This window comes from Nocardia suismassiliense (assembly GCF_900269665.1).
GTDB classification, from domain to species: domain Bacteria; phylum Actinomycetota; class Actinomycetes; order Mycobacteriales; family Mycobacteriaceae; genus Nocardia; species Nocardia suismassiliense.
In genome coordinates, this window is the sequence record NZ_LT985361.1 from 7497857 (window position 1) to 7523236 (window position 25380).

Annotated in this window: 25 protein-coding genes; 15 read left to right on the forward strand and 10 right to left on the reverse strand. The window is 66.6% G+C overall.

Translation table 11 applies throughout. From position 1 onward, the window contains the following. Positions 1–245 precede the first annotated feature (245 nt). Positions 246–524, forward strand: a complete 279-nt coding sequence (locus DBO33_RS33430) for a LuxR C-terminal-related transcriptional regulator (protein ID WP_159080652.1) — start codon at positions 246–248, stop codon at positions 522–524. A 16-nt stretch (positions 525–540) separates the two neighbouring features. Here the strand turns inward: DBO33_RS33430 and DBO33_RS33435 are convergent, their stop codons facing one another. Then, a complete protein-coding gene (locus DBO33_RS33435) occupies positions 541–1719 on the reverse strand; it encodes a cytochrome P450 (protein WP_159080653.1) in 1179 nt (392 codons plus the stop codon). A 316-nt stretch (positions 1720–2035) separates the two neighbouring features. Here DBO33_RS33435 and DBO33_RS33440 point away from each other — a divergent pair, with 316 nt between their 5' ends. Continuing rightward, a complete protein-coding gene (locus tag DBO33_RS33440) occupies positions 2036–3328 on the forward strand; it encodes an MFS transporter (RefSeq protein ID WP_107658605.1) in 1293 nt (430 codons plus the stop codon). On the opposite strand, the gene DBO33_RS33445 is transcribed toward DBO33_RS33440, so the two are convergent. Further along, a complete protein-coding gene (locus DBO33_RS33445; RefSeq protein ID WP_107658606.1) occupies positions 3286–3792 on the reverse strand; it encodes a sigma-70 family RNA polymerase sigma factor in 507 nt (168 codons plus the stop codon). The two genes, DBO33_RS33440 and DBO33_RS33445, sit on opposite strands and share 43 nt — an antisense overlap. 260 nt (positions 3793–4052) lie before the next feature. Here DBO33_RS33445 and DBO33_RS33450 point away from each other — a divergent pair, with 260 nt between their 5' ends. From DBO33_RS33450 to DBO33_RS33475, 6 genes are all read left to right on the forward strand, one after another. Next, complete coding sequence (locus tag DBO33_RS33450; protein ID WP_234391175.1) at positions 4053–4424, forward strand: hypothetical protein; 372 nt, start codon at positions 4053–4055, stop codon at positions 4422–4424. A gap of 20 nt (positions 4425–4444) precedes the next feature. Beyond that, a complete protein-coding gene (locus tag DBO33_RS33455; RefSeq protein ID WP_107658607.1) occupies positions 4445–5194 on the forward strand; it encodes an SDR family oxidoreductase in 750 nt (249 codons plus the stop codon). 248 nt (positions 5195–5442) lie between these two features. Then, positions 5443–6135: a hypothetical protein gene (locus DBO33_RS33460; protein ID WP_107658608.1), complete on the forward strand. Its 693-nt coding sequence runs from the start codon at positions 5443–5445 to the stop codon at positions 6133–6135. A gap of 377 nt (positions 6136–6512) precedes the next feature. After that, positions 6513–7679, forward strand: a complete 1167-nt coding sequence (locus DBO33_RS33465) for a transcription termination factor Rho, short form (RefSeq protein ID WP_107658609.1) — start codon at positions 6513–6515, stop codon at positions 7677–7679. 76 nt (positions 7680–7755) lie between these two features. Next, positions 7756–8973 carry an MFS transporter gene (locus tag DBO33_RS33470; protein WP_234391176.1) on the forward strand — a complete coding sequence of 406 codons (1218 nt, stop codon included), beginning with the start codon at positions 7756–7758 and terminating at the stop codon, positions 8971–8973. A 36-nt stretch (positions 8974–9009) separates the two neighbouring features. Further along, on the forward strand, positions 9010–9411 hold the full coding sequence (locus tag DBO33_RS33475; protein WP_107658610.1) for a PaaI family thioesterase: 402 nt from the start codon (positions 9010–9012) through the stop codon (positions 9409–9411). 169 nt (positions 9412–9580) lie between these two features. Here DBO33_RS33475 and DBO33_RS33480 read toward each other — a convergent pair whose 3' ends face one another. Further along, positions 9581–10018: a DoxX family protein gene (locus tag DBO33_RS33480; protein WP_107658611.1), complete on the reverse strand. Its 438-nt coding sequence runs from the start codon at positions 10016–10018 to the stop codon at positions 9581–9583. 99 nt (positions 10019–10117) lie between these two features. Here DBO33_RS33480 and DBO33_RS33485 point away from each other — a divergent pair, with 99 nt between their 5' ends. Both DBO33_RS33485 and DBO33_RS33490 read left to right on the forward strand, forming a co-directional pair. Then, entirely contained in the window at positions 10118–10708 is a 591-nt protein-coding gene (locus DBO33_RS33485) for a TetR/AcrR family transcriptional regulator (protein ID WP_107658612.1), read from the forward strand. Positions 10709–10779: 71 nt separating this feature from the next. Continuing rightward, on the forward strand, positions 10780–11172 hold the full coding sequence (locus DBO33_RS33490; protein WP_159080654.1) for a hypothetical protein: 393 nt from the start codon (positions 10780–10782) through the stop codon (positions 11170–11172). On the opposite strand, the gene DBO33_RS33495 is transcribed toward DBO33_RS33490, so the two are convergent. Beyond that, positions 11173–12000, reverse strand: a complete 828-nt coding sequence (locus DBO33_RS33495; protein ID WP_107658614.1) for a helix-turn-helix transcriptional regulator — start codon at positions 11998–12000, stop codon at positions 11173–11175. A 112-nt stretch (positions 12001–12112) separates the two neighbouring features. Here DBO33_RS33495 and DBO33_RS33500 point away from each other — a divergent pair, with 112 nt between their 5' ends. The 5 genes from DBO33_RS33500 to DBO33_RS33520 all read left to right on the forward strand — a co-directional run bounded on the left by DBO33_RS33500 (position 12113) and on the right by DBO33_RS33520 (position 17590). Further along, on the forward strand, positions 12113–13000 hold the full coding sequence (locus DBO33_RS33500) for an NmrA/HSCARG family protein (RefSeq protein ID WP_107658615.1): 888 nt from the start codon (positions 12113–12115) through the stop codon (positions 12998–13000). A 151-nt stretch (positions 13001–13151) separates the two neighbouring features. Continuing rightward, positions 13152–14315: a sensor histidine kinase gene (locus DBO33_RS33505; protein WP_107658616.1), complete on the forward strand. Its 1164-nt coding sequence runs from the start codon at positions 13152–13154 to the stop codon at positions 14313–14315. Further along, positions 14312–14983: a response regulator gene (locus DBO33_RS33510; protein WP_107658617.1), complete on the forward strand. Its 672-nt coding sequence runs from the start codon at positions 14312–14314 to the stop codon at positions 14981–14983. Before DBO33_RS33505 ends, DBO33_RS33510 begins: the two co-directional genes overlap by 4 nt. A 374-nt stretch (positions 14984–15357) precedes the next feature. After that, positions 15358–16656: an MFS transporter gene (locus DBO33_RS33515; RefSeq protein WP_107658618.1), complete on the forward strand. Its 1299-nt coding sequence runs from the start codon at positions 15358–15360 to the stop codon at positions 16654–16656. A 385-nt stretch (positions 16657–17041) separates the two neighbouring features. Then, positions 17042–17590 carry a hypothetical protein gene (locus DBO33_RS33520; RefSeq protein ID WP_159080655.1) on the forward strand — a complete coding sequence of 183 codons (549 nt, stop codon included), beginning with the start codon at positions 17042–17044 and terminating at the stop codon, positions 17588–17590. Between the two features lie 541 nt (positions 17591–18131). Here DBO33_RS33520 and DBO33_RS44245 read toward each other — a convergent pair. From DBO33_RS44245 to DBO33_RS33555, 6 genes are all read right to left on the reverse strand, one after another. Continuing rightward, a complete protein-coding gene (locus DBO33_RS44245; RefSeq protein WP_234391177.1) occupies positions 18132–18272 on the reverse strand; it encodes a hypothetical protein in 141 nt (46 codons plus the stop codon). A gap of 1175 nt (positions 18273–19447) precedes the next feature. Further along, positions 19448–20212: a 3-oxoacyl-ACP reductase gene (locus DBO33_RS33535; RefSeq protein ID WP_107658621.1), complete on the reverse strand. Its 765-nt coding sequence runs from the start codon at positions 20210–20212 to the stop codon at positions 19448–19450. Positions 20213–20240: 28 nt separating this feature from the next. After that, entirely contained in the window at positions 20241–21602 is a 1362-nt protein-coding gene (locus DBO33_RS33540; protein WP_107658622.1) for an aldehyde dehydrogenase family protein, read from the reverse strand. After that, positions 21599–22366: a gamma-glutamyl-gamma-aminobutyrate hydrolase family protein gene (locus DBO33_RS33545; RefSeq protein WP_234391178.1), complete on the reverse strand. Its 768-nt coding sequence runs from the start codon at positions 22364–22366 to the stop codon at positions 21599–21601. The genes DBO33_RS33540 and DBO33_RS33545 overlap by 4 nt, the downstream gene beginning before the upstream one ends. Next, on the reverse strand, positions 22347–23711 hold the full coding sequence (locus DBO33_RS33550) for a glutamine synthetase family protein (protein WP_107658624.1): 1365 nt from the start codon (positions 23709–23711) through the stop codon (positions 22347–22349). Before DBO33_RS33550 ends, DBO33_RS33545 begins: the two co-directional genes overlap by 20 nt. Before the next feature lie 74 nt (positions 23712–23785). Further along, positions 23786–25378 (reverse strand): type 1 periplasmic-binding domain-containing protein, encoded by a 1593-nt coding sequence (locus DBO33_RS33555; protein ID WP_234391179.1) that lies wholly within the window; start codon positions 25376–25378, stop codon positions 23786–23788. Positions 25379–25380: the final 2 nt, after the last annotated feature.

A 25380-nucleotide genomic window follows, 5' to 3' on the forward strand; every position in this document is an offset into this window, starting at 1 on the left:
AGGTACTGCCGGCGAACGTCGTGTCCGCGAACGAGTCGAACATGCCGACGAGATGTTTTTTCATCAATACACACGCCGATACGGAATAAGTTTGCGAACTAGATCGAACTATCGGTCAACCCCCGGAAAGTGTTGTCTATAAAGGCTCTTCGAATGCTGCTAGCGTTTCGAGCTAGCCTGGTCGCCAGCCACCCCAGCGGATGGCAGTGGCGCACTTCGGCGCAGGTCGGCGGAAGAAGATATACATGCATTACCATGCTTCCAGCAGTCTATCTCGCCAGGAATTCGAGATGCTGCGCGCGCTATCGACCGGCAGCCGGGACGAAGTCGTCGCACGGACCATGAATGTGAGCGTGCGAACGATGCGGCGGCGGTTCGCCGAAATCATGGACGATCTGCAAGCGCATACACGCTTCCAAGCGGGATTCATGGTCGCCCGATCAGGGTGGTTGCCCAGCTACGGAGTCGAATGCTCCTTTACGTTGCAAGATTCGCGCCTCGATCTGCGCTTCCACGAGTTCTAGCTATTGCTGAGAGAAGTCATGAAACCATCCGGCTACCCGGGATGAAGCGTACCGGTAGTTCAGCGAGACTTCGCACGGTAGCCGTACGCTTACGGATTGGATCGCCGGCCAGTTGCAACTTCAAAGGATGGCGCAACAAAGTACGTATCAGCACCTGAAGTACTATTTTGGTGAACAAGTTTCCGATACATGAGTGCGGACCACGGCCGAACGAAAGATGCTTGTTCGGCGACCTGTCCAGGAGTAGCGTGTCCGGATCCTGGAACTCGGCTGGATCTCGATTCGCCGATCCGAACAGCATGAGTACGATCTGACCGGCCTCTACCACGGTATCGCGAATCAATGTTGTTTCCGTAGCTGCCCTGCTGGTGCCCTGTACCGAGGAATCGTATCGCATCAGCTCTTCGAACCCGGTGGACATGATTTTGGGATCACGCATACGTTCGATAGATCCGGGGTGCTCCAAGAGGGTGAGCATCATGTTGCCCGCGCCGGCCACGATCGAGCTGTACCCGGACTGGAAAACTATTCTCGTCGTATTCCTGATATAGGGGTCCGGCAGGTCTGTGAAAACCTTTGTTCTGGTTACTTCCGACAGCAATCCAGGTCTGGGATCGGCCGCGAACCACGCATCGACCAGTTCGTTCAACCGGGCACGCGCCGCGACACCGGCCGACTTGACCGAGGGATCCAGCCCGGCGTCCATGCTGCGCACAATGGCGTCGGAGATGGAGTCGTACAGATCCAGGGCCGGGCACGGGATCCCTACCAGGTCGGACACCGTGCTCAACGCCAAGGGGGCGATAATGCGGTGGATCATGTCGAACTCCTCGCCCGCCGTCACGGAGTTCAGTAAGGATTCCGCGGTCTTCTCCGCTCGGCGCGTAATGCCTGCGAGATCCTGCGCCCGCAGCGCATTGGTGAACAGACTTCGCAGTGGGCCGTGGTCCGGTGGATCGAGCAGTTGCAGGCCGAGTTGCGGGTCCGGCACGTCCTTTCCTATTCGTCGCCAGTCGGAAGCGAAAACGCCGTTGTTTCGCAGAACATCCTGGCAGTCACGGTAGTGGGTGAGGACCCAGCAGTGCATCCGTTCATGCCAGAATATCGGGCCGGCGGACCGGAGTGCCGCGTACACGGGATAGGGGTTGTCCAGCACAGCAGGATCCAGTGGATCGTACGCGAGTATTTTCGTCACACCAGCTCCTGAGGTGGCGGGAATAATCTTTTACATATTGCGACGTGAATAAAGCCGGACCCGAGGTGATCGGACCCGGCTGCGCTCATTCTCACTCGCTGTACAGCATGCCGCCACCCCCTCGAATGGTGCTGGTACCCGATTCGTTGCCTCATCGAGTCTGCCAGCGCTACAGAGCAGGGATCAACCACATCGCGGATGCTGGCATAAAGTTGCCAGAGTGGTCTAGGCCCATTGCCCGCTGTTCCCGGAACGCGACGCAGCACAGTATGATCGAAAATCGCATAGGCAATCGTCGGACCTACGGATATCGAATATGGTGAAGAGTAAAGCTCCGGCTACCGGGCACGACGACGATTCCCGGTTACGATATCGCGACGCGTTTGCGGTGCCCGAGTTCCGCGTCCTTTTCGCTTCGCACGTAATTTCCATGCTTGGCACGGTGATAGCCGAATTTTCGCTGAGCGTTCTGGTTTATCGGCGCACCGGCTCTCCGCTGCTTACCGCGCTGGTCTTCGCGCTGGCATTCACTCCGCACCTGTTCGCCGGAGCATTGTTCTCCTCGCTCGTGGACCGGGTTCCGGCGCGGCGGCTACTGGTGTCCTGCAACTTGGCCACAACGCTGCTGGCGGCCGCGATGGCGATGCCGGGAATGCCGGTCTTCGTTTTGCTGTGCCTGGTGTTCGTCATGGGCTCGATAAGTCCGATATTCGCAGGGACCCGAGCAGCCACGCTCGCGGAGATTCTCCCGGATGCCGCGTATGTACCGGGCAGAAGCCTGTTTCGCCTGGTAGCCCAAGGGTCCCAGATCGTCGGTTTCGCGGGCGGCGGCCTCCTGCTCGTTGTCATGTCGCCGTCGAGCGCACTCTGGATCCAGTCAGCCATGTTTCTCATCTCGGCGGTGCTGTTAAGGCTGGGCACAGCGAGACGTCCGGTCGGCGGCCACACCGACAGCTCCCTGCTGCGGGACTCGATCACCGGTCTCCGCGGGATTCTGGCCATCGGGCCGTTACGGCGGATCTTGTTTCTGGGCTGGGCGGTCCCGGCCCTGTCGGTCTTCGCCGAAGCGTTGGCCAATCCGTATGCCCACGCGCGCGGTTTCACGAGCGTCGAGCTCGGCATCATGATGGCCATGCTGCCCTTGGGGACCGTCCTAGGGGAGTTTCTGGCCATGTGGCAGCTCACCGCCAGCCGGCAACGCGGGCTGGTGCCCTATCTCGCGGCATCGGTCTTCGTTCCGGTGCTGTGCTTCTGGTTCCAGCCGAGCTTCGCCATCGTTGTGCCGATCCTGCTGTTGTCCGGGATGGGCTTCGCCTACCACCTCGGGCTCGACCGACTGTTGATCGAAGTGACCCCGGAACAACTGCGTTCTCGTGCCCTTGCCGTGCAAACCGCCGGCCTGATGTTCTGGCAGGGGCTGGGATTCGTGTCTGCGGGAGCCCTTGCGCAATTCGCTCCCGCCAGCGCGGTTGTCGCGGTCAGCGCAGCAGTCGGCCTGCTCGCCACCGTCTGCCTGCGTCCCCGAACCAAGGACCTTCAGCCATCGGCCTCTGGTGCCCCTCGGATTCAAGCGCCGCGCGGGAGGCTGCGCAGCGACCGCAGGGCGTAATGCACCCGCGTCTTCACCGTGCCGACCGGGACCCCGAAGTCGTCGGCCACCTCTTGATAGGCGCGATCGCGCAGGATCACCTCGACCACGGCCTCGCGCTGCGGGGCGGGCAGCCGGGACAGCAGGTCCGCGACCAGCAGCCCGTCGACCAGGCCATCCGTGAAATCGGGGTGGGCGTAGCGGATGTCGCTGAGCTCGCCCACTTCGTCCCAGCCGGTGTCGCCCGGCCGCGCAGCCCGCGCGCGGATCATGTCGATGAGGACGTTGCGCAGAATCGTCAGCAGCCAGGATCGGACGCTGCCCTTGGTCTTGTCGAAGAACGCGCACGAACGCCACGCCCGCAGCAGTGACTCCTGCACCGCTTGCTCGGCCAACCCGCTGTCGTTCAGCGCACGCATCGCTCGCCAGTGCAGCAGGGCCCGGTCGGTCGCCAGTAACGCGGCCAGTCCCGAGTCGGTGCACAAACCCGCGCACTGCGCGTCGCAGGACCTCGGCCGTCGAATGTTGCGGACGGACCCGAGTTGAGCACATGTCATACCTCGGATATCGCGGCGGCCCAGGTCGATGACAACATCGCGGGCGATTTGGCTATGCACCGACACAAGAAAAGTGAATACGCCCACATTCACCCGAGGTGTCTGGTAGATCTTGGCCCCGGAGATCCGGGGATCCCCAGGTCAGCCGCTGCGTGGCGGTTGCAGCACGATTCGAGGAGAACGTCGCCATGCGTGCACATGCATTCCTGATCGCCGGCGCCATGACGTCCGCGATGACCCTGCTCGGCGCCGCCACGGCGGCCGCCGAACCGGCGAACACCATGCCCGAGGACGGCCTCTATCTGGTCGGGATCGACATCTTCCCGGGCATCTGGGAGGCGCCGGGCACGTCCGACCCGGCCTACGCCTGCGATTGGCGCAGGCTCTGGAAGGTCGAGGGCGACAACACCAATATGCAGTACATCATCGGCAACAACTTCACCCGGCTCGGTCCGATCCGCGCCGAGATCAAGGCGACCGACGTGGCCTTCAAGACCGTGAATTGCGGCCCGTGGCGCCTGCTGCCCCCGCAGCCGAGCACCGGATCGGCAGGCGGCTGAGCGGGGCTTAGAGTCAGCCCATGACGAGGACCAAGATTCTGATCACCGGTGCCAGCGCGGGCCTTGGCGCCGGCATGGCGCGCGACTTCGCGAGCAAGGGCCGCGACCTCGCCCTGTGCGCTCGACGGCTGACCGCGCTCGAGGCGCTGCGCGACGAACTCGTCGCGGCCTATCCGGGGATCACCGTGGCGATCCGCGCGCTCGACGTGAACGAGCACGCGGCGGTGCCGCGGGTATTCGGCGAGTTGCGCGACGAACTCGGTGGACTGGACCGGGTCATCGTCAATGCGGGTCTCGGCAAGGGCGCGGTCATCGGCAGCGGCCGGGCCGACGCCAATATCGCCACCGCGACAACGAATTTCGTCAGCGCGCTCGCGCAGGCGGAGGCGGCGCTGGAGATATTCCGCGCACAGCATGCCGGGCACCTGGTGCTGGTGTCGTCGATGAGCGCGGTGCGCGGACTGCCGGGCAAGAAGGCCGCCTACTCGGCGAGCAAGGCGGGCCTGGACGCGCTCGGGCAGGCGCTGTCGACCGAGCTGGCCAAGTCGCCGATCGCGGTCACCACGCTGCTGCCCGGGTTCATCGCCACCGACATGGCCGCCAAAGCCGGCGATGCGCGCCTGGTCGCGCCGCTGGACAAGGGTGTCGCCGCGATGGTCGGTGCGATCGAGAAGGAACAGCGCCGGGCGTTCGTGCCCGCGTGGCCGTGGCGACTGCTGGGTCTGGCGCTGCCGCTGCTGCCCGGTTCCGTCGTCGGGCGCATCAGCTGAGCCACCGCAGCCATTTTGCGAAATAACGTGTCGCGCGCCACATTAATGGATGCTGAGAGTTAGCTAAATGTCTGAATTTATGTTTCTTTAACACAGATCACTTCTATTTGACGCTTTCCTAGCGCCTCCTGTTACTTGTCCGAAACATAGGACGACGAGCCTGTTCAAAGGTTCGTATTGATGGGCCGCGCCAGCTCGAGCCCCCTGCGGGCCGACGGTGCTCCTGCTGAGGAAAGTGTCTGAAAAGTATGAGGGTCAAGAAGTTTGCTGCCGCGTCCACCCTGGTCATCGCGGCTATCGGGATCACGAGCGGCACCGCGTACGCGGAACCTGCCGCACCGGCCCCCGCTCCGGGGTCGACCGTGCAAACCGACATTCTGCCCGGCATCCACTACACCGCGAATGTGGTCGACAAATCGGTTGTGCTGAAGACCGACGCCGGGTCATTGACGACCCAGGGCACCCAATTCCAGGTGCTGGACAATCAGGGCCGACTGGTTGCTGGCATGCCGTTGACGTATCTCAAAGACGGTATGGAATGGCCTATTGCGGCTCAAATCGACGGTAATACCGCTACTTTCACCCCGAGCACCGATGCGGCGGACGCACACCCCGCGTCGATGCTGAAGCCGGTCGCCGCGCAGGACGTCGCGGGCGCCGACTTCAACACCGCGCTGAGCACCGCCGCCACCCAGTTCGGCCTGGCCACCGCCATCGGCACCCTGGTCGGCACCATCGTCGGCGGCGCGCTCGGCTGCGTCGCGGGTGCGATCATCGGCGCTCCGCTGGTCGTGCCGACCTTCTTCGCCGGTCCGATCGGCCTGTGCATCGCAGGCGCGGGCGTCGGCATCGCGCTCGGTGCCGCGGCGGGCATGATCGTGCTCGGCGTTCCGGTCGGCATCGCCAGCGCGATCCAGTTCTACAACTCCGTCTACGGATAAACAGCACCTACCGCCGAGGCCCGGCAGGCGACGTGTCCCCCACGTCGCCTGCCGGGCTTTGTCGTATCCGGGCGGCGCATTCGCCCGGGTCACGGGAATATTCATCCGCCGGGGGTCGTTGAGCTGATAGCAGACGGTGGTGGGTGGCAGGCGGTGCCTGGTGACCGACACCATTGCGCGCCGAAGATCGAACCTGTACTCTCGGCCACGTCTTCTACTTGTGGATGTAGCTAGTTCTCCCGCAAGAATTCTGAGATCCCCCGTTCCGACCCGGTCGACAGAACCGTTCCGGAATACCCCGAGGATCTTGCTCCGCGACGTTCGTCGTCGCCTTCACGGCTGTTTCGCCGTACTCACTCCCCCTGTAAGGAAAACCCATGAACCACAACACAATCAACGACAACCCCACCGAAGCCGGGGCGGCCGAACAAGATCCGGCCCGCGCCGTCACCGGCATCCTCGACCTCACCGACAACCGCGGCACCCTGCGCCTCGACGGCTACCTGCCCGGACCGAGCGACATCCCCGTGCCGCAACGACTGATCCGCGAACACCGCCTGCGCCGAGGCGACTTCCTCACCGGCACAACACAATCCGCCGGTGTCAACGGCAAACCCGCACCGCTGCGCACCGTCGGCACGGTCAACGGGCAGCACCCGGACAAGATCGCCCACCGGCCCGCCTTCAACGACCTGGTACCGATCTACCCCAACCAACGCCTCCGCCTGGAAACCGAACGGCACGCCATGACCACCCGCGTCACCGACCTGGTCATGCCGATCGGCAAGGGCCAGCGCGCACTCATCGTCGCGCCGCCGAAAGCGGGCAAAACCTCTGTGCTGCAAGCCATATCGCACGGCATCGCGAAGAACCATCCTGAGTGCGAGCTCATGCTCGTCCTAGTCGGCGAGCGCCCGGAGGAGGTCACCGACCTGACCAGGGCCGTCCCCGCCGACGTAGCCGCGGCCACCTTCGACCAACCCGCCCGCGAACACATCGCGGTCGCCGAACTCGCCATCGAACACGCCAAACGGCTGGTCGAGATGGGCCGCGACGTCGTCGTACTGCTCGACTCGCTGACCCGCCTCGCCCGCGCCTACAACCTGGCGAGTCCCGGCTCCGGCCGGGTGCTGTCCGGTGGTGTGGAAGCCTCCGCCCTCGCCCCACCCAAGCGGTTCCTCGGCGCCGCACGCAATATCGAGAACGGCGGCTCGCTCACCATCATCGCCACCGCCCTGGTGGAGACCGGTTCGCTGGCCGACACGGTGATCTTCGAGGAGTACAAGGGCACCGGCAATGCCGAGCTCAAGCTCGACCGCGCCGCCGCGAACCGCAGGGTCTTCCCCGCTGTGGACATCGGTCAGTCCAGCACCCGCAAGGACGAACTGCTGCTCGCACCCGACGAGCTGGCGGCGACCCACACCCTGCGCAAGACCCTCGCCCCCCTGGACGCGCCGCAGGCACTCGACCTGCTGCTGGAGGGGCTGCGCAAGTCCGAGACGAACGCCGAATTCCTCGCCCCGATGCGCGCCGGGCGCGGCTGAGCGGGTTTTCGCCCTGAATACGGCGGTGGCGTAAACCCGCCGGATCAACGGCCGGCCCGCTGATGAACTGGGCGCCGTGTCCACCGTTCTCACACCCTCCCCGCCATCTCCGCGCAGCACGCTGACCGGCTGGCTCGCCGTCGTCTCGGTGATGCTCGCGATCTTCTCGATCGTCACCGCCGAGATACTGCCGATCGGCTTGCTCACCTCGATCGGTGCCGACTTCACCATCTCCGACGGTATGGCCGGCCTGATGATGACCATGCCCGGACTGGTCGCCGCCGTCGCCGCGCCGGTCACCATCGTCGCCGCCGGGCGCATCGACCGTCGAATCATGTTGTGCCTGTTCATGTTCCTGCTCGTGCTGAGTAACGTGCTGGTGGCTGTCGCACCGGCGTACTGGGTCGTGCTGGTGTCCAGGGTGCTGGTCGGCGTCTCCATCGGCGGGTTCTGGTCCATCGCGGCCGGGCTGGCCCGCCGGTTGGTTCCGGCGGCTGCGGTGAGCCGGGCCAACGCGGTGATCTTCGCGGCAGTGCCGCTGGGTTCCGTGCTGGGTGTGCCTATCGGCACATTTCTCGGTGAGATCGCAGGCTGGCGAATGACATTCGTGGTGATCGGGATGCTCGCGACCGGCGTACTGGGCATGCTGGGCATGTTCCTGCCGCCGCTGCCCGCCCAACAGGCGACCCGAATTGCCGTATTACGTGGGCTACTTCGTGGTGCCAACGTCCGATTCGCCTTGCTGACAACATTTCTCGTAGTGCTGGCGCATTTCGGCGCCTACACCTACGTGACTCCCTTTCTCGAACAGGTGACTCACCTCGGACCCGGCATGGTCAGCCTGCTGCTCCTGATCTACGGCGCCGCAGGCATTCTCGGTAATTTCCTGGGCGGCGCGGCGGTCGAGCGGCATCCCCATGCCACCTTCGGCGGTGCCGCCGCCCTGTTGGCGAGTGCCACCCTGCTGCTGCCCCTGCTCGGCCAGTGGCCGGCTGGTGCGCTGGTGCTCCTGATCGTCTGGGGTATCGGATACGGCGCGGTGCCGGTGTCGTCACAAGCCTGGTTCGCCAAGGCCGCGCCTGATACACCCGAGGCGGCCTCGGTGCTGTTCACCGCTTCCTTCCAGGCGACGATCTCCCTCGGCGCCCTGGCCGGCGGCTTCGTGGTGGACCGCGGCTCGCCCGCCGACGTCATGGTGTCCGGCGGGCTCACAGCGACCCTGGTGATCGTCGCGGTGACCACCCACGCCATGCGACACAGCCGATCTAACCGAGAAGCCTTACCTCACGGGTAATCGACCGGGCGCACCTGGTCGGGCAGGATCGCCGGCATGATCGATGAGACTGGTACCAAACTGTTCCACCAGACCATGCCGTTCACCGAGCGGCTCGACATCGAGGTGCTTCAACACAGCCCCGACCTGGTCCGCAGTCGCATCGCCTGGAACGAATCCCTGTGCACGCTGGGTGGTGTCCTGCACGGCGGCGTCCTGATGTCACTGGCGGACGCAACCGGCGCGGTCTGCGCCTACCTGAATCTGCCGGAAGGCAAGGCAGGCACCACCACCGTCGAATCGAAAACCAACTTCGTCCGGGCAGTTCGCTCCGGTTATGCCACCGCCTCGTCCACCCCGTTGCACGCAGGGCGTTCATTCATCGTGGTGGAGACCGAAATTCGCGATGACGCGAACAAGCTCGTCGCGAAGGTGACACAGACTCAAGCCGTGCTGTAACCCCGCTGCGGCCATACCGGTTGGCGGACAGTCTCTTTCGCCTTAGACGCATCGCATTGTCGCTGCGAAATCCCCAACGGTCGGCCCGAGCGGCCGATGCCTAGCGTCTGCCCAGAAGAAAGCCCGCCTGCGCAACATCTTTCGTTGCGTAGGCGGGCTTATCTGGTGCTCAGGCGAAGAGGACCACACCCAGCGCGGCGATGAAGAGAACCTGGACCAGGGCGCGCAGCGGCAGGGGCATGGTCTTGATGCCGAGGTCTGCCTTCGCGGCGCGAATGTTGGCTGGGAACAGGGAGATCAGTAGGAGGATCAGGGCTGCCGCAGCAAGTTTCGCGGTGGCGGGGATGAGTAGTCCGGCCGCGCCGGCCAATTCGAGGACGCCGGTGAGGGTGACCAGAGCGGCCGGGTTGGGCAGGGCCGGCGGCACCATTGCCACCAGTGCTTCGCGGCGCGGCGAGAGAAAGTGGGCGCTGGCGGTCAGCGCGAACATGGCCGCGAGACCGAGTGCGACGGCGTGCGGCCACGAGTCGAGCCAGTCCGGTCCGGCCAGCCGGCCGATGAGGCGGGCCAATGCGGTGACGACGGCGAGTACAACCAGCGGTGCCATCAGGGTCTCCTACGTTTCTAGCGATCAATCTTGACACTGGAAAGATTAGGATCGAGCGGCAAACTTGTCAATGACTAGATTCTCGGGCACCATCGAGGCATGGCGAAAAGCGGCTATCACCACGGCGATCTGCGGGCCACCATCCTGGCCGCGGCCGCCGACCAGATCGCGAGCGACGGGGTCGACGCGGTGTCCCTGCGCGAATTGGCGCGCCGGGCCGGCGTCTCGCACGCGGCGCCCGCACACCATTTCGGCGATCGTGCGGGGGTGCTGACCGCGCTGGCCATCGAGGGATTCGAACTGCTCGCCGCCGAGCTGACGCAGGCCGGCCCCGACTTCCGCGAGGTCGCCGTCGCCTACATCCGTTTCGCGCGGGAGCACCCCGGACATTTCGACGTGATGTTCCGGCACAGCCTGCTGCGGGCCGACGATGCGCGCCTGGCCGAGGCGCGCACGAAGTCCGCGGCGGCGCTGCGTTCCGGCGTGTCCGCCCTCAACCCCGGCGACGTCGGGCAGCAGCAGGCCACCCAGCTGGCCGCCTGGTCGCTGGTGCACGGTTTCGCCGCGCTGTGGCGCGAAGGGGCGCTGGACAATTCGAGCCTCGCCGACGAGGCCGACCCCGAACTGCTGGCCCGCCGTATGCTCGCCACCGTGCACTTCGACCGCCCGGCAAACTCTGCCGTCCGATAGCAAATCCCGGACAACGCGAGCAACCGCCGCGCGCGTACGGCACAGTGGGGCACCAGGATTGCGGAAAGGAGTTGGCGCCACCGCCGGTGGCCGCCGTCGACACCATGGACATCCATGCTTACCCGACCGAGTGCACCACCCCGGTAACCCTCGCCGAGGCCGAACGCCTTACCGAGCGTTACCTGTCCTTCGACGACGACGCTGGGCGCGGGATCACCAATCGGATCACCGAATTCGACAGCTGCTTCGTCGTCGTCGCCATCTTCACGCCCCCGCCGCCCACCGAAAACCGCACTCCGCCAAGCCCGCTGCCGATCGGCGGCACGGTGAGCACCATCGACAAGGCCACCGGCGCCATCACCCTCTGGCCGACCTACCCGCCCGACGTGGTCGCCGAACACCACGCGGCGGCGGTGCACGCCGGCCGCCTGATCATCGAGGAGAACTGGCCTGCGAGCGGCTGATCAAGCCAACGCGGCGGTGATGCGCCTGCGGTCGTCCTCGGTCGACGGCAACTGCACGACCAGGAGCAGGTCCGGGTTCTCGACCAGCCTGAGCTGGAAGAGCTCGAGGTCGAGAGCGCCCGCCGTGGGGTGGTCGATGCCGATGGTGGCGGCGCGGAATTCTTGGACCGGGTACTCCGACCACCAGGTGCGGAATTCGACGCTCACCTCGTTCAGCACCGCGACCAGCGCGGCCAGCCGCTCGTCGTCGGGTCGACGGCCGACCGCGGCACGGAACTGGCTCAGCACCGCGCGGGCGGCGGGCTCCCAGCGGCGCATGGCTTTTCGGTTGACCTCGTCGGTGAACATCATCCACACCATGTTGCGGCGTTCGGGCGCGAGCTCGGCCGGGTCGATCCGGATGCGTGCGTAGGCGTCGTTCCAGACCACGAAATCGAAACGGCCGTCATGGATTCCGGCCGGGCTCGGCATCATCGAGTCGACCAGTCGCTGCAACCGCGCCCGCTCCTCGCCCGGCTGCGGGGCGGCGACCGGATCGGCCAGCCCGGCCAGCCTGCGCAGATGCCGGTGCTGTCCGGTATCGAGCCGCAATGCGCGGGCGAGCGCGTCGACCACCTGCGGGCTGGCCGCGATCTTGCGGCCCTGTTCGAGCCAGGTGTACCAGGTGAGGCTGACGCCGGCCAGCTCGGCGACTTCCTCGCGGCGCAGGCCGGGGGTGCGCCGCCTGCCCGGCTCCATATCGGGTGGCAGTCCGACGTCGGCGGGCTGCACCCGGGAGCGCTGTGCGCGCAGGAATGCCGCGAGTTCGGCGCGGTGATTTTCGGTCATCGAATTCCCTTTGTGGGTAGCAGTATTGGTAACAGGACCAGACCGCCGCCCGTCTCTAACGTCTTACTCAACAGGAGATCGGAACACGATCACCACATCCGAGGAGTTTGACATGAACAGCAACAAAGGACCGGTCCTGGTCATCGGCGCCACTGGACAGCAGGGGCGGGCGACCACCGCGCAACTGCTCGAACGTGGCTGGGAAGTGCACGCTTTCGTTCGTGATCTCGACGCACCGGCGGCCCGCGCACTGCGCACCTCCGGCGCCAACCTGATCGAAGGCGACCTGGACGATGCGGATTCCGTGCGAGCGGCCATGGACGGCACGTACGGCGTCTTCATGATGTTGACGATGATGACCGGCGTGCACATCACCAGCGCTGGCATCGAGGCGGAGCAACGACGCGGCAAAGCGGTGGCCGACCTCGCGAAAGCGTCCGGTATCGAGCATTTGGTGTACAGCTCACTCAAAGGCGCGGACGAGAACTCTGGCGTCGAATATTACGCGGCGAAGACCGCCATCGAGGCGCACATCGCCTCGCTCGACCTGCCTGCCACCGTGTTGCGCCCGGTCTTCTTCATGGACAATTTCAACGCGTTCAATCGACCCATTGTCGACGAAAACGGTGAACTGGTCCTGAATCTCGCGGTCCGCGCCGATATCCCGCTCTCGCTCATCTCGGTACACGACATCGGCGCCTTCGCCGCCCTCGCGTTCGACCGCCCCGCCGACTACCTCGGCCGCGCCGTCCCCCTCGCGGGCGACCGCCTCACCCCACCTCAGATCGCCGAGACCTTCGGCCGCGTCGCAGGTCTGCCCGCCCGCAGCAATCAAGTGCCGATCGAGCAGGTCCGCGCCTTCGACGAACAGGTGGCAAAGATGTTCGCCTACTTCAACGACGGCCCCGACGAACCCATCGATACCGCCGCCCTCCGCAAAGACCACCCCACCCTGCAGACCCTCGAATCCTGGCTGCACACCACCAACTGGAAGCCGTGACCCGGTCAACAGACGTGGGACCGGTTGTCGGCCGAGCAGGTGGCTGACAGCACCGAAGTCGCAGCGGCCCAACCTCACCCGTAGGGATGAGGTCGGTATCAGCCCGCAGAGTGAGGCGACGAAGCTCGCGGGCAGACCAGACTGAACGCTTGTGAGGCTTACCAGTGCGGCGACCCGGACCGCGGGCGCCGTCGACGACGCGACCCGGGGCGTCATCGAACGGTTCGAGCGATTCCCGTCCCACGCGGTCGATGCCGTGCTGACCGTGGTGATCACCGTGGCCAGCGTCGGACCCGCGGTGCTCGCGCAGCAACCGTGGTGGGTGATCGTGCTGTCGGCGACCGCGTCCGTGCCGGTGCTGTGGCGGCGGCGCGCACCGGTCGCGGTATTCCTCGTGGTCGGGCCGGCGATCACCGCGCTCGCCTGTCTGCACGCCATGCCCGCCCTCCCCTACGGCACCGTCGTCTGCGCGTACACCATCGCGGCGTACAGCCCGCCGGTGCGGCGGCGCGGTGCTTTCGTGGCCGGCGCGTTCGGCATCCTGCTCTCCCTCGCCATCCCGCACGAGAGCCCGGACTCCTACGGCCACGCCGCGATGTCCTTCCTCACCGCTTGGACACTCGGCACCGGAGTTCGCGCCAGGCGCGCCCAGATCGCCATGCTCGAGGAACGCGCCCGTCGGCTCGACGAGGAACGTCTCGCGGCGCTGGCCCGGGAGCGCCTGCGGATCGCCAGGGACATGCACGACATCGTCACGCACTCGGTGGGTTCGATGATCGTGCAGGCCGAGACCGGCCCCCTGTTCACCGGTAGCGACCGCGAACGGGCGGACGCTACGTTCGCGAGTATCGCGGACACCGGCCGCGTTGCGGTGCACCAACTTCGGCGCACGCTCGGCACCCTGCGCGGCGAAACCGCCTATCCACCAGCGCAGCCCGGCATCGAGGCGATTCCCGACCTGGTCGAGCAATCGCGGCGCGGCGGACTGACCGCGGCGCTGGACGAGCACGGGGCACGTCGAGCAGTGTCCGATGACGTCGCGGTCACCGCATACCGCGTGGTGCAGGAAGCTTTGACCAACACCATGAAGCATGCGCGCGCGAGCTGCGTGCGTGTCTCCTTGCGCTGGTCGGATCAGCTGCTGACGGTGCGGGTTTGCGATGACGGCATCGGCCGGACCCGTGCGAAATCCACCGGCTACGGCCTGCTCGGCATGCGCGAACGAGTTACCGGTAACGGCGGAACGCTCTGGCACGGCCACTCGGACAACGGGTTCCACGTCTGCGCAGAACTCCCGCTGGGACAGCGCAGTTGAGCGTGCGTGTGCTGGTGGTCGACGACCAGGACCTTTTCCGGGCCGGCTTCGGCCTGATCCTCGCCGCGCAGCCGGATCTCACCGTGGTCGGCGAGGCCGCCGACGGACTGGAGGCCATCGAGAAAACTCATGCGCTGGCCCCCGACGTGGTGGTCATGGATGTCAGAATGCCGCGCCTGGACGGCGTGGCCGCTACCCACCGGATCTGTGCCGAGACCTCAGCGAAAGTATTGGTGCTCACCATGTTCGATGTCGACGAGTATGTCTACGATGCCTTGCGGGCCGGGGCCGGCGGGTTCCTGCTCAAAGATGCTCGCCGCGACGAGCTGGCCACCGCGGTGCGCGTTGTCGCCGCAGGCGAGGCTCTGCTGGCACCGACGGTGACCAGGCGCTTGATCGCGGAGCTCACCGAGCGCGGACGCCCGCGGCCCGAATTGGCTTGCCGCCTGAACGAACTGACCGAGCGGGAGCGAGATACGTTGCGCCAGCTCGCCCGTGGCCTCTCGAACGCCGAAGTCGCCGCGGCGCTGACGGTCAGCGAGCACACGGTGAAGACGCACGTCAGTTCGGTGCTGTCGAAACTCGGTCTGCGTGATCGGGTGCAGGCGGTGGTGTTCGCCTACGAAGCGGGGCTGGTCAAGCCGGGGGCCGCCGCAGCGACCGGGTGACTCACCGGATGCGAGACCGAACTCGGCCGTCGGCGGCGCGAAGGAGGCGACCACGCCGAGTTCGACGACAGGAACGTGCGCGAGGTGTTCACCGAACCAACGCTGACGATTTTCGGTCCGTTATCAATTCGTGACCATCCTCACATCCACCCCCTCCGCCGCAGGTCGCGGCACTCGCAAGAGGTGGGCACAACGGGATGCCCTGTTTGCGCCGGATGAAACGTGGGTATCGGTCTATTTCGTGCCCAGTCTCTGGTGTCAGGACCCGGAGGCGGGCCGAAACGAGGTCCGTTCAATGGACTGGAGAGGACGCGCACGTGAGTGATGGGGACCCGGGGAGTTTTCCACTGAGGCGATCGGTCGCCGCTTCCGCAATGGGCAATGCCACCGAATGGTTCGACTACGGCGTGTATGCCGCGACGGCCACCTACCTGACCGACGCTTTCTTCCCGGGTGACCTGGGCACGCTCGGCACCATGCTCGGCTTCGCCATCTCGTTCCTGCTGCGCCCGCTCGGCGGCATGGTGTGGGGTCCGCTCGGCGACCGGATCGGCCGAAAAGCGGTGCTGGCCACCACGATCCTGTTGATGGCGGCCGCCACCGGCGCCATCGGCCTGCTGCCGACCCATTCCCAGGTCGGCGTGCTCGCGCCGATTCTGCTGATCGCGCTGCGCGTCGTGCAGGGCTTCTCCACCGGCGGTGAATACGGCGGTGCCGCAACATATCTGGCCGAATGCGCCAGTGACAAGAAACGCGGCTTCCTAGGCAGTTTCCTCGAATTCGGCACACTCGCAGGCTTCGTCGGCGGGTCGGCGACGGTGCTCACCTGCCAGCTCGCCTTCGGCTCGGCCGCGATGCACGACTGGGGTTGGCGCATCCCGTTCCTGCTCGCCGTGCCGCTCGGCCTGGTCGGCTGGTATCTGCGGTCGAAACTCGACGAGAGCCCGGTGTTCACCGAGGTCGCCGAGGAGGAGAACCAGCCGCCCGGCGGCCTGCGCGGCCTGCGCGAGTTGGTCACCACCTACCGGCGCGAACTGCTCACGCTGGCCGGCCTGGTCGTCGCACTCAACGTCGTGAACTACACCCTGCTCACCTATCAGCCGACCTACCTGCAGAAAACCATCGGCATGGGCGAGTCCGACACCACCGCGATGATGCTGATCGGCCAGACGGTGATGATGCTGGTGCTGCCGTTCTTCGGCCGGCTGTCCGACCGGGTCGGCCGCCGCCCGATGTGGCTGTTCTCGCTGGTCGGCCTGGCCGCGCTGGCCGTCCCGATGTACTGGCTGATGGGTCAGGGCACCGTGTGGGCCATCACCGGGTTCGTGGTGCTCGGCCTGCTGTACGTTCCGCAGCTGGCGACCATCAGCTCCACCTTCCCCGCGATCTTCCCGACGCACGTCCGCTACGCCGGATTCGCGCTCGCCTACAACCTCTCCACCGCCGCCTTCGGTGGCACCGCACCGCTGGTCAACGAGGCCGTCATCGAGGGGACCGGCTGGTCGCTGTTCCCGGCCGTCTACATGGTCGGCGCGAGCCTCGTCGGCCTGGTCGCCTGGTGCTTCCTGCGGGAGACCGCAGGCACCTCCCTGCGCGGCACCGAGGTTCCCGACGCGGGCGACGACATCACGCTCGGCTCGCTGGTCCCCGCGAAGGCAGCAATAGCGCCGTAGTTCGACACGGAACGGGACGTGACCGGGCATCTGTTCGGTCATGTCCCGTTCACTGTCAATGATTTCGGTTGCGGGGTTTAATTATCCGCGCTTGGGGAACAAGCGCATCCGGGGTAATGACCAATTGGAATTACCGCTATGTGGGCTGGTGCGCGCAAGCGAAAGGGACTTGCCTACGGTACCGACGTCCTGCTCATTTCGAAGGATCACCACTAACGTGTTGAACGTTTGATCAGCATGTACCACTTCGAAACGAGAAGGGGCTACACATATGATTTGCAAGATCGGAGCCGCGGCCGCAGGGCTGACCGCGACACTATTGCTAGCCGGTGCCGCCGGGGCGAATACATTCCAGACCGAAGATTCGGTCGGCGGATTCACGAGGGTGAGCCAGACTGCACCCGAGAAGTGCCCAGAGAGCAAGAGCGGTACCGAAGACCCGGCCAAGAAGAAAAAGAAGCCGAGCGAACCCAGCACCAGCCAGACCGACCCGAGCGGTGCAGGTAGTGACAACGGCGCCAGCAGCGACAACGGCGACAGCGACGAGAGCGGCACCCCACAGGGTGGCGCGCCAGCCGGCTTGCCCAGCTCCGGCAGCGCCGGCCTGCCCGCCAAAGACGACGAGACGGATGACGAGTCGGCCAAGCCGGTCGAGGAGTGCCCGAGCACCGAAGCTGATCAGGAAGCAGACAACGGCGGCACAGGTAACGGCGCAGGCACCAGCACCAGCCCAGGTGCAGGCACCCGCACCAGCCCGGGCGCGGGCGGCGCCCCCGGCGCAGGCGAAGGCACTGGCACGGGCGAAGGCACCGGCACCGGCACCGGCACCGAAACCGAGACCGGCACCGGTACCGGTACTGACACCGAAACCGGTACTGGTACCGGAGCAGGCACCGGTACCAGCCCGGGCGCAGGCACCGGCACGGTGCGTTGAAAACGGCCCTGAAACCGGCAATTTCGCTTTATCCGTGGAGACTCACTGCGGTGCAGTCTTGCGACTGAGCAGTCGATCGGCTCGCCCGCGGCGTTCACCCCAATTCGCGTAACCACCTTTCCGCAATAGGGGTCGGACGTCGCGGCAAACCGCACTGTTCGGCGTCGCCGCCACGCTTCGGCGTGGCGGCGACGCGCTCGGCCTGCGGCTCCGCTATCCGACGCGTTGAGCCGACCGGCATTCCGGGCCGTAACCGCCCGACAATTCGACATTCTTCCGCAAGACGACGGCGGCGGGCCGCGCCGAAACCAACCGAATTCCCGACTTCGGACCCGTTCCATACCGACCAGTTTTGCTGATTGTGATCTGAGCCACTACTGTGTTGAACGTTTGATCAGCATGTACGCATGTACCACTTCAACACGAGAAGGGGCTACACACATGAATCGGATCATCGCAGCCGCGGCCGCCGCAGGAGCGACCGCAACACTGCTCTTCACTGGCGTCGCCGGTGCCAGCGCATTCCAGCCGTCCGCACCCGCTAACCCAGCAGCACCAGCCAACCCGGCCAACCCGGCGGCACCAGCCAACCCAGCGGCGCCGGCGGCACCCGCCAACCCAGCGGCACCGGCGGCACCCGCCAACCCAGCGGCACCGGCGGCACCCGCCAACCCGGCCGCACCCGCTAACCCAGCCAGCCCAGCTGATCCTGCGAACCCGGCTACTCCTGGCGGAGGGGCACCCGCACCCGGCGGACAGACCGCACCCGGCGGAGGGATACCCGGCATGCCGCAGTTCCCCGGCGTGCCACCGGTACCTCAGCTCCCGAACCTGCCCCAGATGCCGACATTCCCGGGCTTCGGCTAGTCCTCGCTATGCCTGGTGCAAATCTGAGTTGAACAGCCGATCGGTTCACCGACGCATTCCTTGACGCTTCGCACCGCCGCCAGGTGGTCGAATGGTTTGTCCGATGCCGAAGCGAAACCCGAACTGTTCGTCGTCGTCGCCGAGCGTCGCGCTCGGCGACGACAACCACCAGGCACAAAGTCCGACGGCGGAATACGTGAGCCCCAACAGGGCTGATCCCGATCACTACGGTGTCGAAGGGCTTGCTCGCGGTCATACGCGCTCAGCGCGTCGAATATCCGAACTACCTGGACCACTTCGAGATAAGAAGGGGCTCTACATGAAACGCACGATCGGAACCGCGGCCATCGCAGGCCTGACCACGACACTGTTGTTCGCCGGCATCGCCGGAGCCAATGCCTTCCAGCCGAACGGGACCGCGCCTGGCGCACCGGCCGCACCAGCGCCCGCAGCGCCCGCAGCACCGGCTGCGCCCGCGGCCCCAGCACCAGCCGCACCGGCCGCGCCAGCAGCCCCAGCACCTGCCGCGCCAGCAGCCCCCGCAGCGCCAGCGCCGGGCGCGCCAGCAGCACCGGCCCCAGCGCCGGGCGCGCCAGCGGCACCGGCCCCAGCGCCGGGCGCACCAGCAGCCCCCGCAGCGCCGGGCGCACCTGCCGCACCCGCACCGGGCGCGGGCGACCAAGGCAGCGAGTCAGCACCGAACGCCGCAGAAGCCCCGAGCGAAACCCCTCCGGGCACGACAGGCACCGATAACAATGCAGCCGACTCAGGCGCCGGCGCCCAGACCCCTAATGTCGGCCTGGCGGAGAAAGTGGACAGGCTGACGCATAGCTTGAGCCTGCTCGACTATCTCCTGCAGCCACCGCCGCCCCCGGCCGCTCCTCCCGCGGCTCAGTAGTACTCGATGGCCGGTCGTCGCCGAGCCCGATGCTCGGCGACGACCGTGGGGCGGCGCTCGCGTGACCTCAGCGGTCGCGATGCCATCCGCTACTACAGCGGCGTCACATAAGCACCGGAGATCCCACCGTCCACCAGGAACTGGGATGCCGTGATGAACGAAGCATCGTCGCTGGCGAGAAACGCTACGGCGGCGGCGATTTCCTCCGGTTCGGCGAAACGACCCGTCGGGATGTGCACCAGGCGACGAGCGGCCCGCTCCGGATCCTTGGCGAACAACTCCTGCAGCAACGGCGTATTGACCGGTCCGGGGCACAGCGCGTTGACCCGGATCCCGTTGCGGGCGAACTGAACTCCGAGTTCGCGGCTCATCGCGAGCACGCCACCCTTGGAGGCGGTGTAGGAGATCTGCGAGGTCGCCGCACCCATCACCGCGACGAACGAGGCGGTGTTGATGACCGACCCCTTGCCCCGTTCCAGCATGTGCCCGATGGCGTATTTGCTGCACAGGTAGACCGAGGTGAGATTGACCTCCTGCACCCGGCGCCATGCGTCGAGACCGGTGGTCAGGATCGAATCGTCCTCCGGCGGTGAGATTCCCGCGTTGTTGAAGGCGATGTCGAGTCCGCCATAGGTGTCGACGGCGGTCTGGAACAGGGCTTCGACCTGCGCCTCGTCGGTCACGTCGACCTTCACGTACAAGCCGGCGACCTCGGCGGCCGCCGCCTCACCGGTGCCTGCGTCGATATCGGCGACGACGACCTTCGCGCCCTCGGCCGCGAAGCGACGGACCGTGGCAAGGCCGATGCCACTCCCGCCGCCGGTGACAACGGCGACTCGATCCTGTAAGCGCTGCAAGGCATCTCCTGTCGGGTAGAAGAAAGGTTCACTGGGTGGCGATGAAGACGTTCTTGGTCTCGGTGAACGCGAGTGCGGCGTCAGGACCGAGCTCGCGCCCGAGGCCGGACTGCTTGAATCCGCCGAACGGAGTCCAATACCGCACGGAGGAATGCGAATTCACCGACAGGTTCCCGGCCTCGACGGCGCGCGACACCCGCAGCGCCCGGCCGACGTCGTTGGTCCAGATGGAGCCGGACAACCCGTACTCGGTGTCGTTGGCGATCCGGATGGCGTCGGCCTCGTCCTCGAACGGCAGGACCGCGACCACCGGGCCGAACACCTCTTCGGTGAGCACCCGGTCGGTGGGCGCGTCCGGCAGCACAACCGTTGGCGGATACCAGAATCCGGGCCCGTCGGGGCGCGCACCGGTGAACGCGACCTTCGTCGACGGCTCGATGTAGGCGGCGACGCGGTCGCGATGCGCAGCGGAGATCAGCGGCCCCATCTCGGTGGACTCCTGCGTCGGATCGCCCACCCGCACCCCGCGCACCGCGGGCTCGAGCAACTCCAGGAACTTGTCGAAAACACTGCGCTGCACGAGGATTCGCGACCGCGCACAGCAATCCTGACCGGCGTTGTCGAACACGCCGTACGGCGCGGTGGCCGCCGCCCGCGCCAGATCGGCGTCGGCGAACACGATATTCGCGCTCTTGCCACCGAGCTCCAGCGTCACCCGCTTCACCTGCTGCGCGCAGCCCGCCATGATCTGGGTGCCCACCTCGGTGGATCCGGTGAACACCACCTTGCGCACCGCGGGGTGGGTCACGAACCGCTGCCCGACCACAGACCCCTTGCCCGGCAGCACCTGGAAGACGTGCTCCGGCAGGCCCGCTTCGAGTGCGAGCTCGCCCAGCCGGATCGCGGTCAGCGGCGTCAGCTCGGCGGGTTTGAGCACCACCGTGTTGCCCGCCGCCAGTGCTGGTGCGAATCCCCACGCCGCGATCGGCATCGGGAAGTTCCACGGCACGATCACCCCGACCACGCCGAGCGGTTCGTGGAAGGTGATGTTCACCCCGCCCGCGACCGGAATCTGATGGCCCAGCAACCGTTCCGGCATGCCTGCCGCGTAGTGCAGCACGTCGCGGACGTTGCCCGCCTCCCAGCGCGCATTGCCGATGGTGTGCCCGGAGTTGCTGACCTCCAACTGGGCCAGCCGCTCCAGATCCGCGTCGACGGCCTCGGCGAACCGGCGCAGCAGCCGGGCCCGATCGCCCGGCGCCACCTCGCGCCAGGTGAGCGCGGCCCGCTGGGCCCGCTCGATCGCCGCGTCGGTCTCGGCCACGCCGACCAGCTCGACCGTCGCCACGACCTGCTCGGTCGCCGGGTTCAGCACCTGCGCTGTCGTCACGACATCCGCTCCCTTCGATAGTCTTCGGCCGCCGCGACCAGCGCCCCGATCAACCGGCGGTCGACCGCATCCACCTCCGGATGCCATTGCACACCGACCAAGAACGGTCCGTCCGCCGTCTCCGCCGCCTCGATCGTGCCGTCCGTCGCGTGCGCGGTGGCCACCAATTCCGCGGCCAACACGTCGATCGCCTGGTGGTGATGGCAATTGGCCTTCACCTGTGGCCCCGCAATGGCCGCGACCTTGCTCCCGGCCACGGTCACCACCTCAGTGACCGTGAAGCCGCCGACGGTGCCCGAGTGCTCGGCATGCCCGACCACATCCGGCAGATGCTGGACCAGTGTGCCGCCCAAGGCCACGTTCACCACCTGCAGGCCCCGGCACACCGCGAGCACCGGCAGCCGTGCCGCCCGCGCCAGTGCGAACAGCTCGAATTCGGACTCGTCGCGGTCCGGCCGGGTGTAGGTGAGGGCATGCTCGGGCGCACCGTAGCGGGCGGGCGCCACGTCGGCCCCGCCGGTCAGCACCAGTCCGTCGAGGCGCGCCACCAGTTCCGGGCGGGCCACTCCGGCCGGTGGCAGCAGCACCGGAATGCCGCCTGCCGCCACCACCATCTGCACGTAACTGGCAGGCAGCACGGCACTGTCGACGTGCCACGAGCCGAACTTCGCGGGCTCCAAGTAGGTCGGCAGGCCGATCACGGGCCGCGGCCCGCCGTTTTTCACAACTCCGGTGCGCAGACCCTCAGAGTCGTTCGAATCCACGAATTCGCTCCCAGTCGGTGACGGCGGCGTCGAAGGCGTCCAGCTCGACCTGCGCCGCATTGCGGTAGTGCTCCACTACATCATCACCGAACGCGGCTCGCGCCACCTTGCTGTCCCCGAAGAGCTGCGCGGCCTCGCGCAGCGTGCGCGGCACCCGCGGCCGCTGCGAGCGATAGGCATTGCCGGTGAACTCCGGCTCCAGTGGCAGCCGATGCTCGATACCGTGCAGCCCGGCCGCGATGGCGGCGGCCACCGCGAGGTAGGGGTTCACATCGCCGCCGGGCACCCGATTCTCCACCCGCAGCGACGGCCCGTGCCCGACCACGCGCAGCGCACAGGTCCGGTTGTCGCGGCCCCAGGCGACCGCCGTCGGCGCGAAGCTGCCCGGCACGAAACGCTTGTAGGAGTTGATGTTCGGCGCGAGCAGGTAGGTGAACTCGCGCAAGCAGTCCAGCTGACCCGCGACGAAATGCCGCATGAGTGCGGAGAATCCGTGCGCCTCGTCACCCGCGAGCACGGCCTCGCCGGACGCACCGCGCAGGCTGATATGAATATGGCACGAGTTGCCCTCGCGCTCATTGTATTTCGCCATGAAGGAGAGACTGCGCCCCTCCTGGGCGGCGATCTCCTTCGCGCCGGTCTTGTAGATGCTGTGGTTGTCGCAGGTCGCCAGCGCCTCGTCGAAGCGGAAGGTGATCTCGTGCTGGCCGGGGTTGCACTCCCCCTTGGCCGACTCGACATACATTCCCGCGCCTGACATTTCGGTGCGGATGCGGCGCAGCAACGGCTCGATGCGCGCGGTGCCGAGCAGCGAGTAATCGACGTTGTACTGGTTGGCCGGGCGCAGGTCACGGTAGCCCGCCGACCACGCCGCCTCGTAACTGTCGTCGAACACCAGGAATTCGAGTTCGGTCCCGACGTAGGCGCGCAGCCCGTGCTCGGCGAGCCGGTCCAGCTGGGCGCGCAGCACCTGCCGCGGCGACACCCCGACGGGCTCCTCCGCCGGCTCCACCTTCTCCACATCGCACAGCACCAACGCGGTGCCCGGCCACCACGGCACCAGCCGCAGAGTGTTCAGGTCCGGACGCAGCACGAAATCCCCGTATCCGGTGTCCCAGGACGACATCGTGTAGCCGTCGACCGTCGTCATGTCCACGTCGACGGCGAGCAGATAGTTACACGCCTCGGTCGCGTGCTGGACCACCTCGTCCAGGAAATACTGTGCCGCGCAACGCTTTCCCTGCAATCTGCCCTGCATGTCGGTCATCGCGACCAACACCGTGTCGATCTCCCCGACCGCAACCAGCTCGCGCAACCGCGCCAGACTCAACATCCCGCTACGCATCCACAGCCCCTCTCGGCACCAACCGTGCCCACGCTAGAGCAAAAGACGGGCATTCGTGATCGGACACACAAAGTTCAGCGTGCGCACTGCGGGACGGATTCACCTGGCCTGGCCTCGACCGTCGGCACGTACGGCGGCCGATCCACCGAGGTGGTGACCGGGCACAGCCGCACGACCTGCGGACCGGGACCGGTGCGGTTGCCACTGTTGTCGAAGATGATCGGCCCGCCCGCCCCCGGCACCGCCGCGTCCGGCGCGGAGAAGCCGCTGATCGTCGCGTTCACCTGACTGCGCTGCACCGGCGAGGTGGCAGGCAGGCTGCGCAGGGCGGTGGCGATGGTGGTCACGGCGTCGTAGGCGTTGACCGCCCAGCCGTCGCCGACGTGGGCGAGGTCGAAGCCCGCCTCATCGAACGTGCGCTCGAATTCGGTCCAGTTCGGGTTGCCGGCCTGCGGTCCGTCCGCACCGGCCACCAGCGTGAACAGCATCCGCACCCGGCCGTCGGCGAAGGTGCGCGAGCCGAGCGCCTTGGTCCGCAGATCTTCCAGCGCCGGATCCGCCTCGACGGTGCGCAGCCGGTTGCCATCCGACGTGCTGACCACCGTGACCGAGGTCGCGGCGCACTGGCCGTTCGAGTACGCCTCGTCCAGCGCGTAGAGCAGCCTGCCGAGGTCGCGGCCGCGGGCGATGTAGGCGATCGTCACGTCTTTCACGGTGGCGCACACGCGTTTCGCGGTCTGCGGCACGGTGCTCGACTCCGTCGTATCGAACTTGACCTCGAGCAGGTTGCCGCCGTACTGGCGCTGCAGAAACGGCAACGTCGTGCAGGTGTAGGGGTCCGAGCCGCCGATCGGCACCATGATGAAGTCCGGCCGCGCGGTGACCACCGCGCCGATGGCCTGCACCTGCACCGCCACCCGGAATGCGACTCGGTAGTAGTAGTCCCTGGCGATGCCGCGTGGATAGGTGATGTCCTTGTCGCAGCCGTCGAACTCGGGGTTGTCGCCGCGCGAGCCGTCCTGGTCGAATCCTTCCGCGGTGACCACATCGGCGACCATCGGAATCTTCGCCGCGGCAAGCACGTCCGCGACCTCCGCGGTGATCTGATCGCTGAGGCCGATGCCTGCGACGGCGACCACATCGGCCCGGTCGGCCAGCTTCCTGGCGACCCCGAGTGGGTCGCCGTTGCCGTTGTAGTTACCGATCTGACCGACGACGAGCTTCATCGGATGCAGGCATCCGGTGCCGTTGGCCCGGCGCTGACCGGCCGCCATGCCCTCCAGTTCGTGCACGGCCCGGCTGCCCGCGAGCTCGTCGGTCATGGTCAGCAGCACGCCGACGGTGGCGGGGGTCCCTGGGCACTCCTCGGCGGCCGCGCGGTTCTGCTCGGCGATCACGCCCATCACCGGGGCGAACGCGTCGACCTCGAAAGCGTAAGGCCCTTCGGATAATCCGACACAGCGCGCGCCGGCCTGCCAGGCGCCGGAGTCGGGCAGCCAGCTCTCGTTGCAGGTGGCCAGATGGTGCAGCGGCCCACGGAAGCCGAACCCGGCACCCGCCAACAGCAGCAGGGTCAGCACCAGCCCCAACCGCACCCAGTCGGTCCACGGACGCGGGAAGGGGCGGTCACGCTTCGGGAAGATGCCTAGCCGGTATCGTGATGCCACGA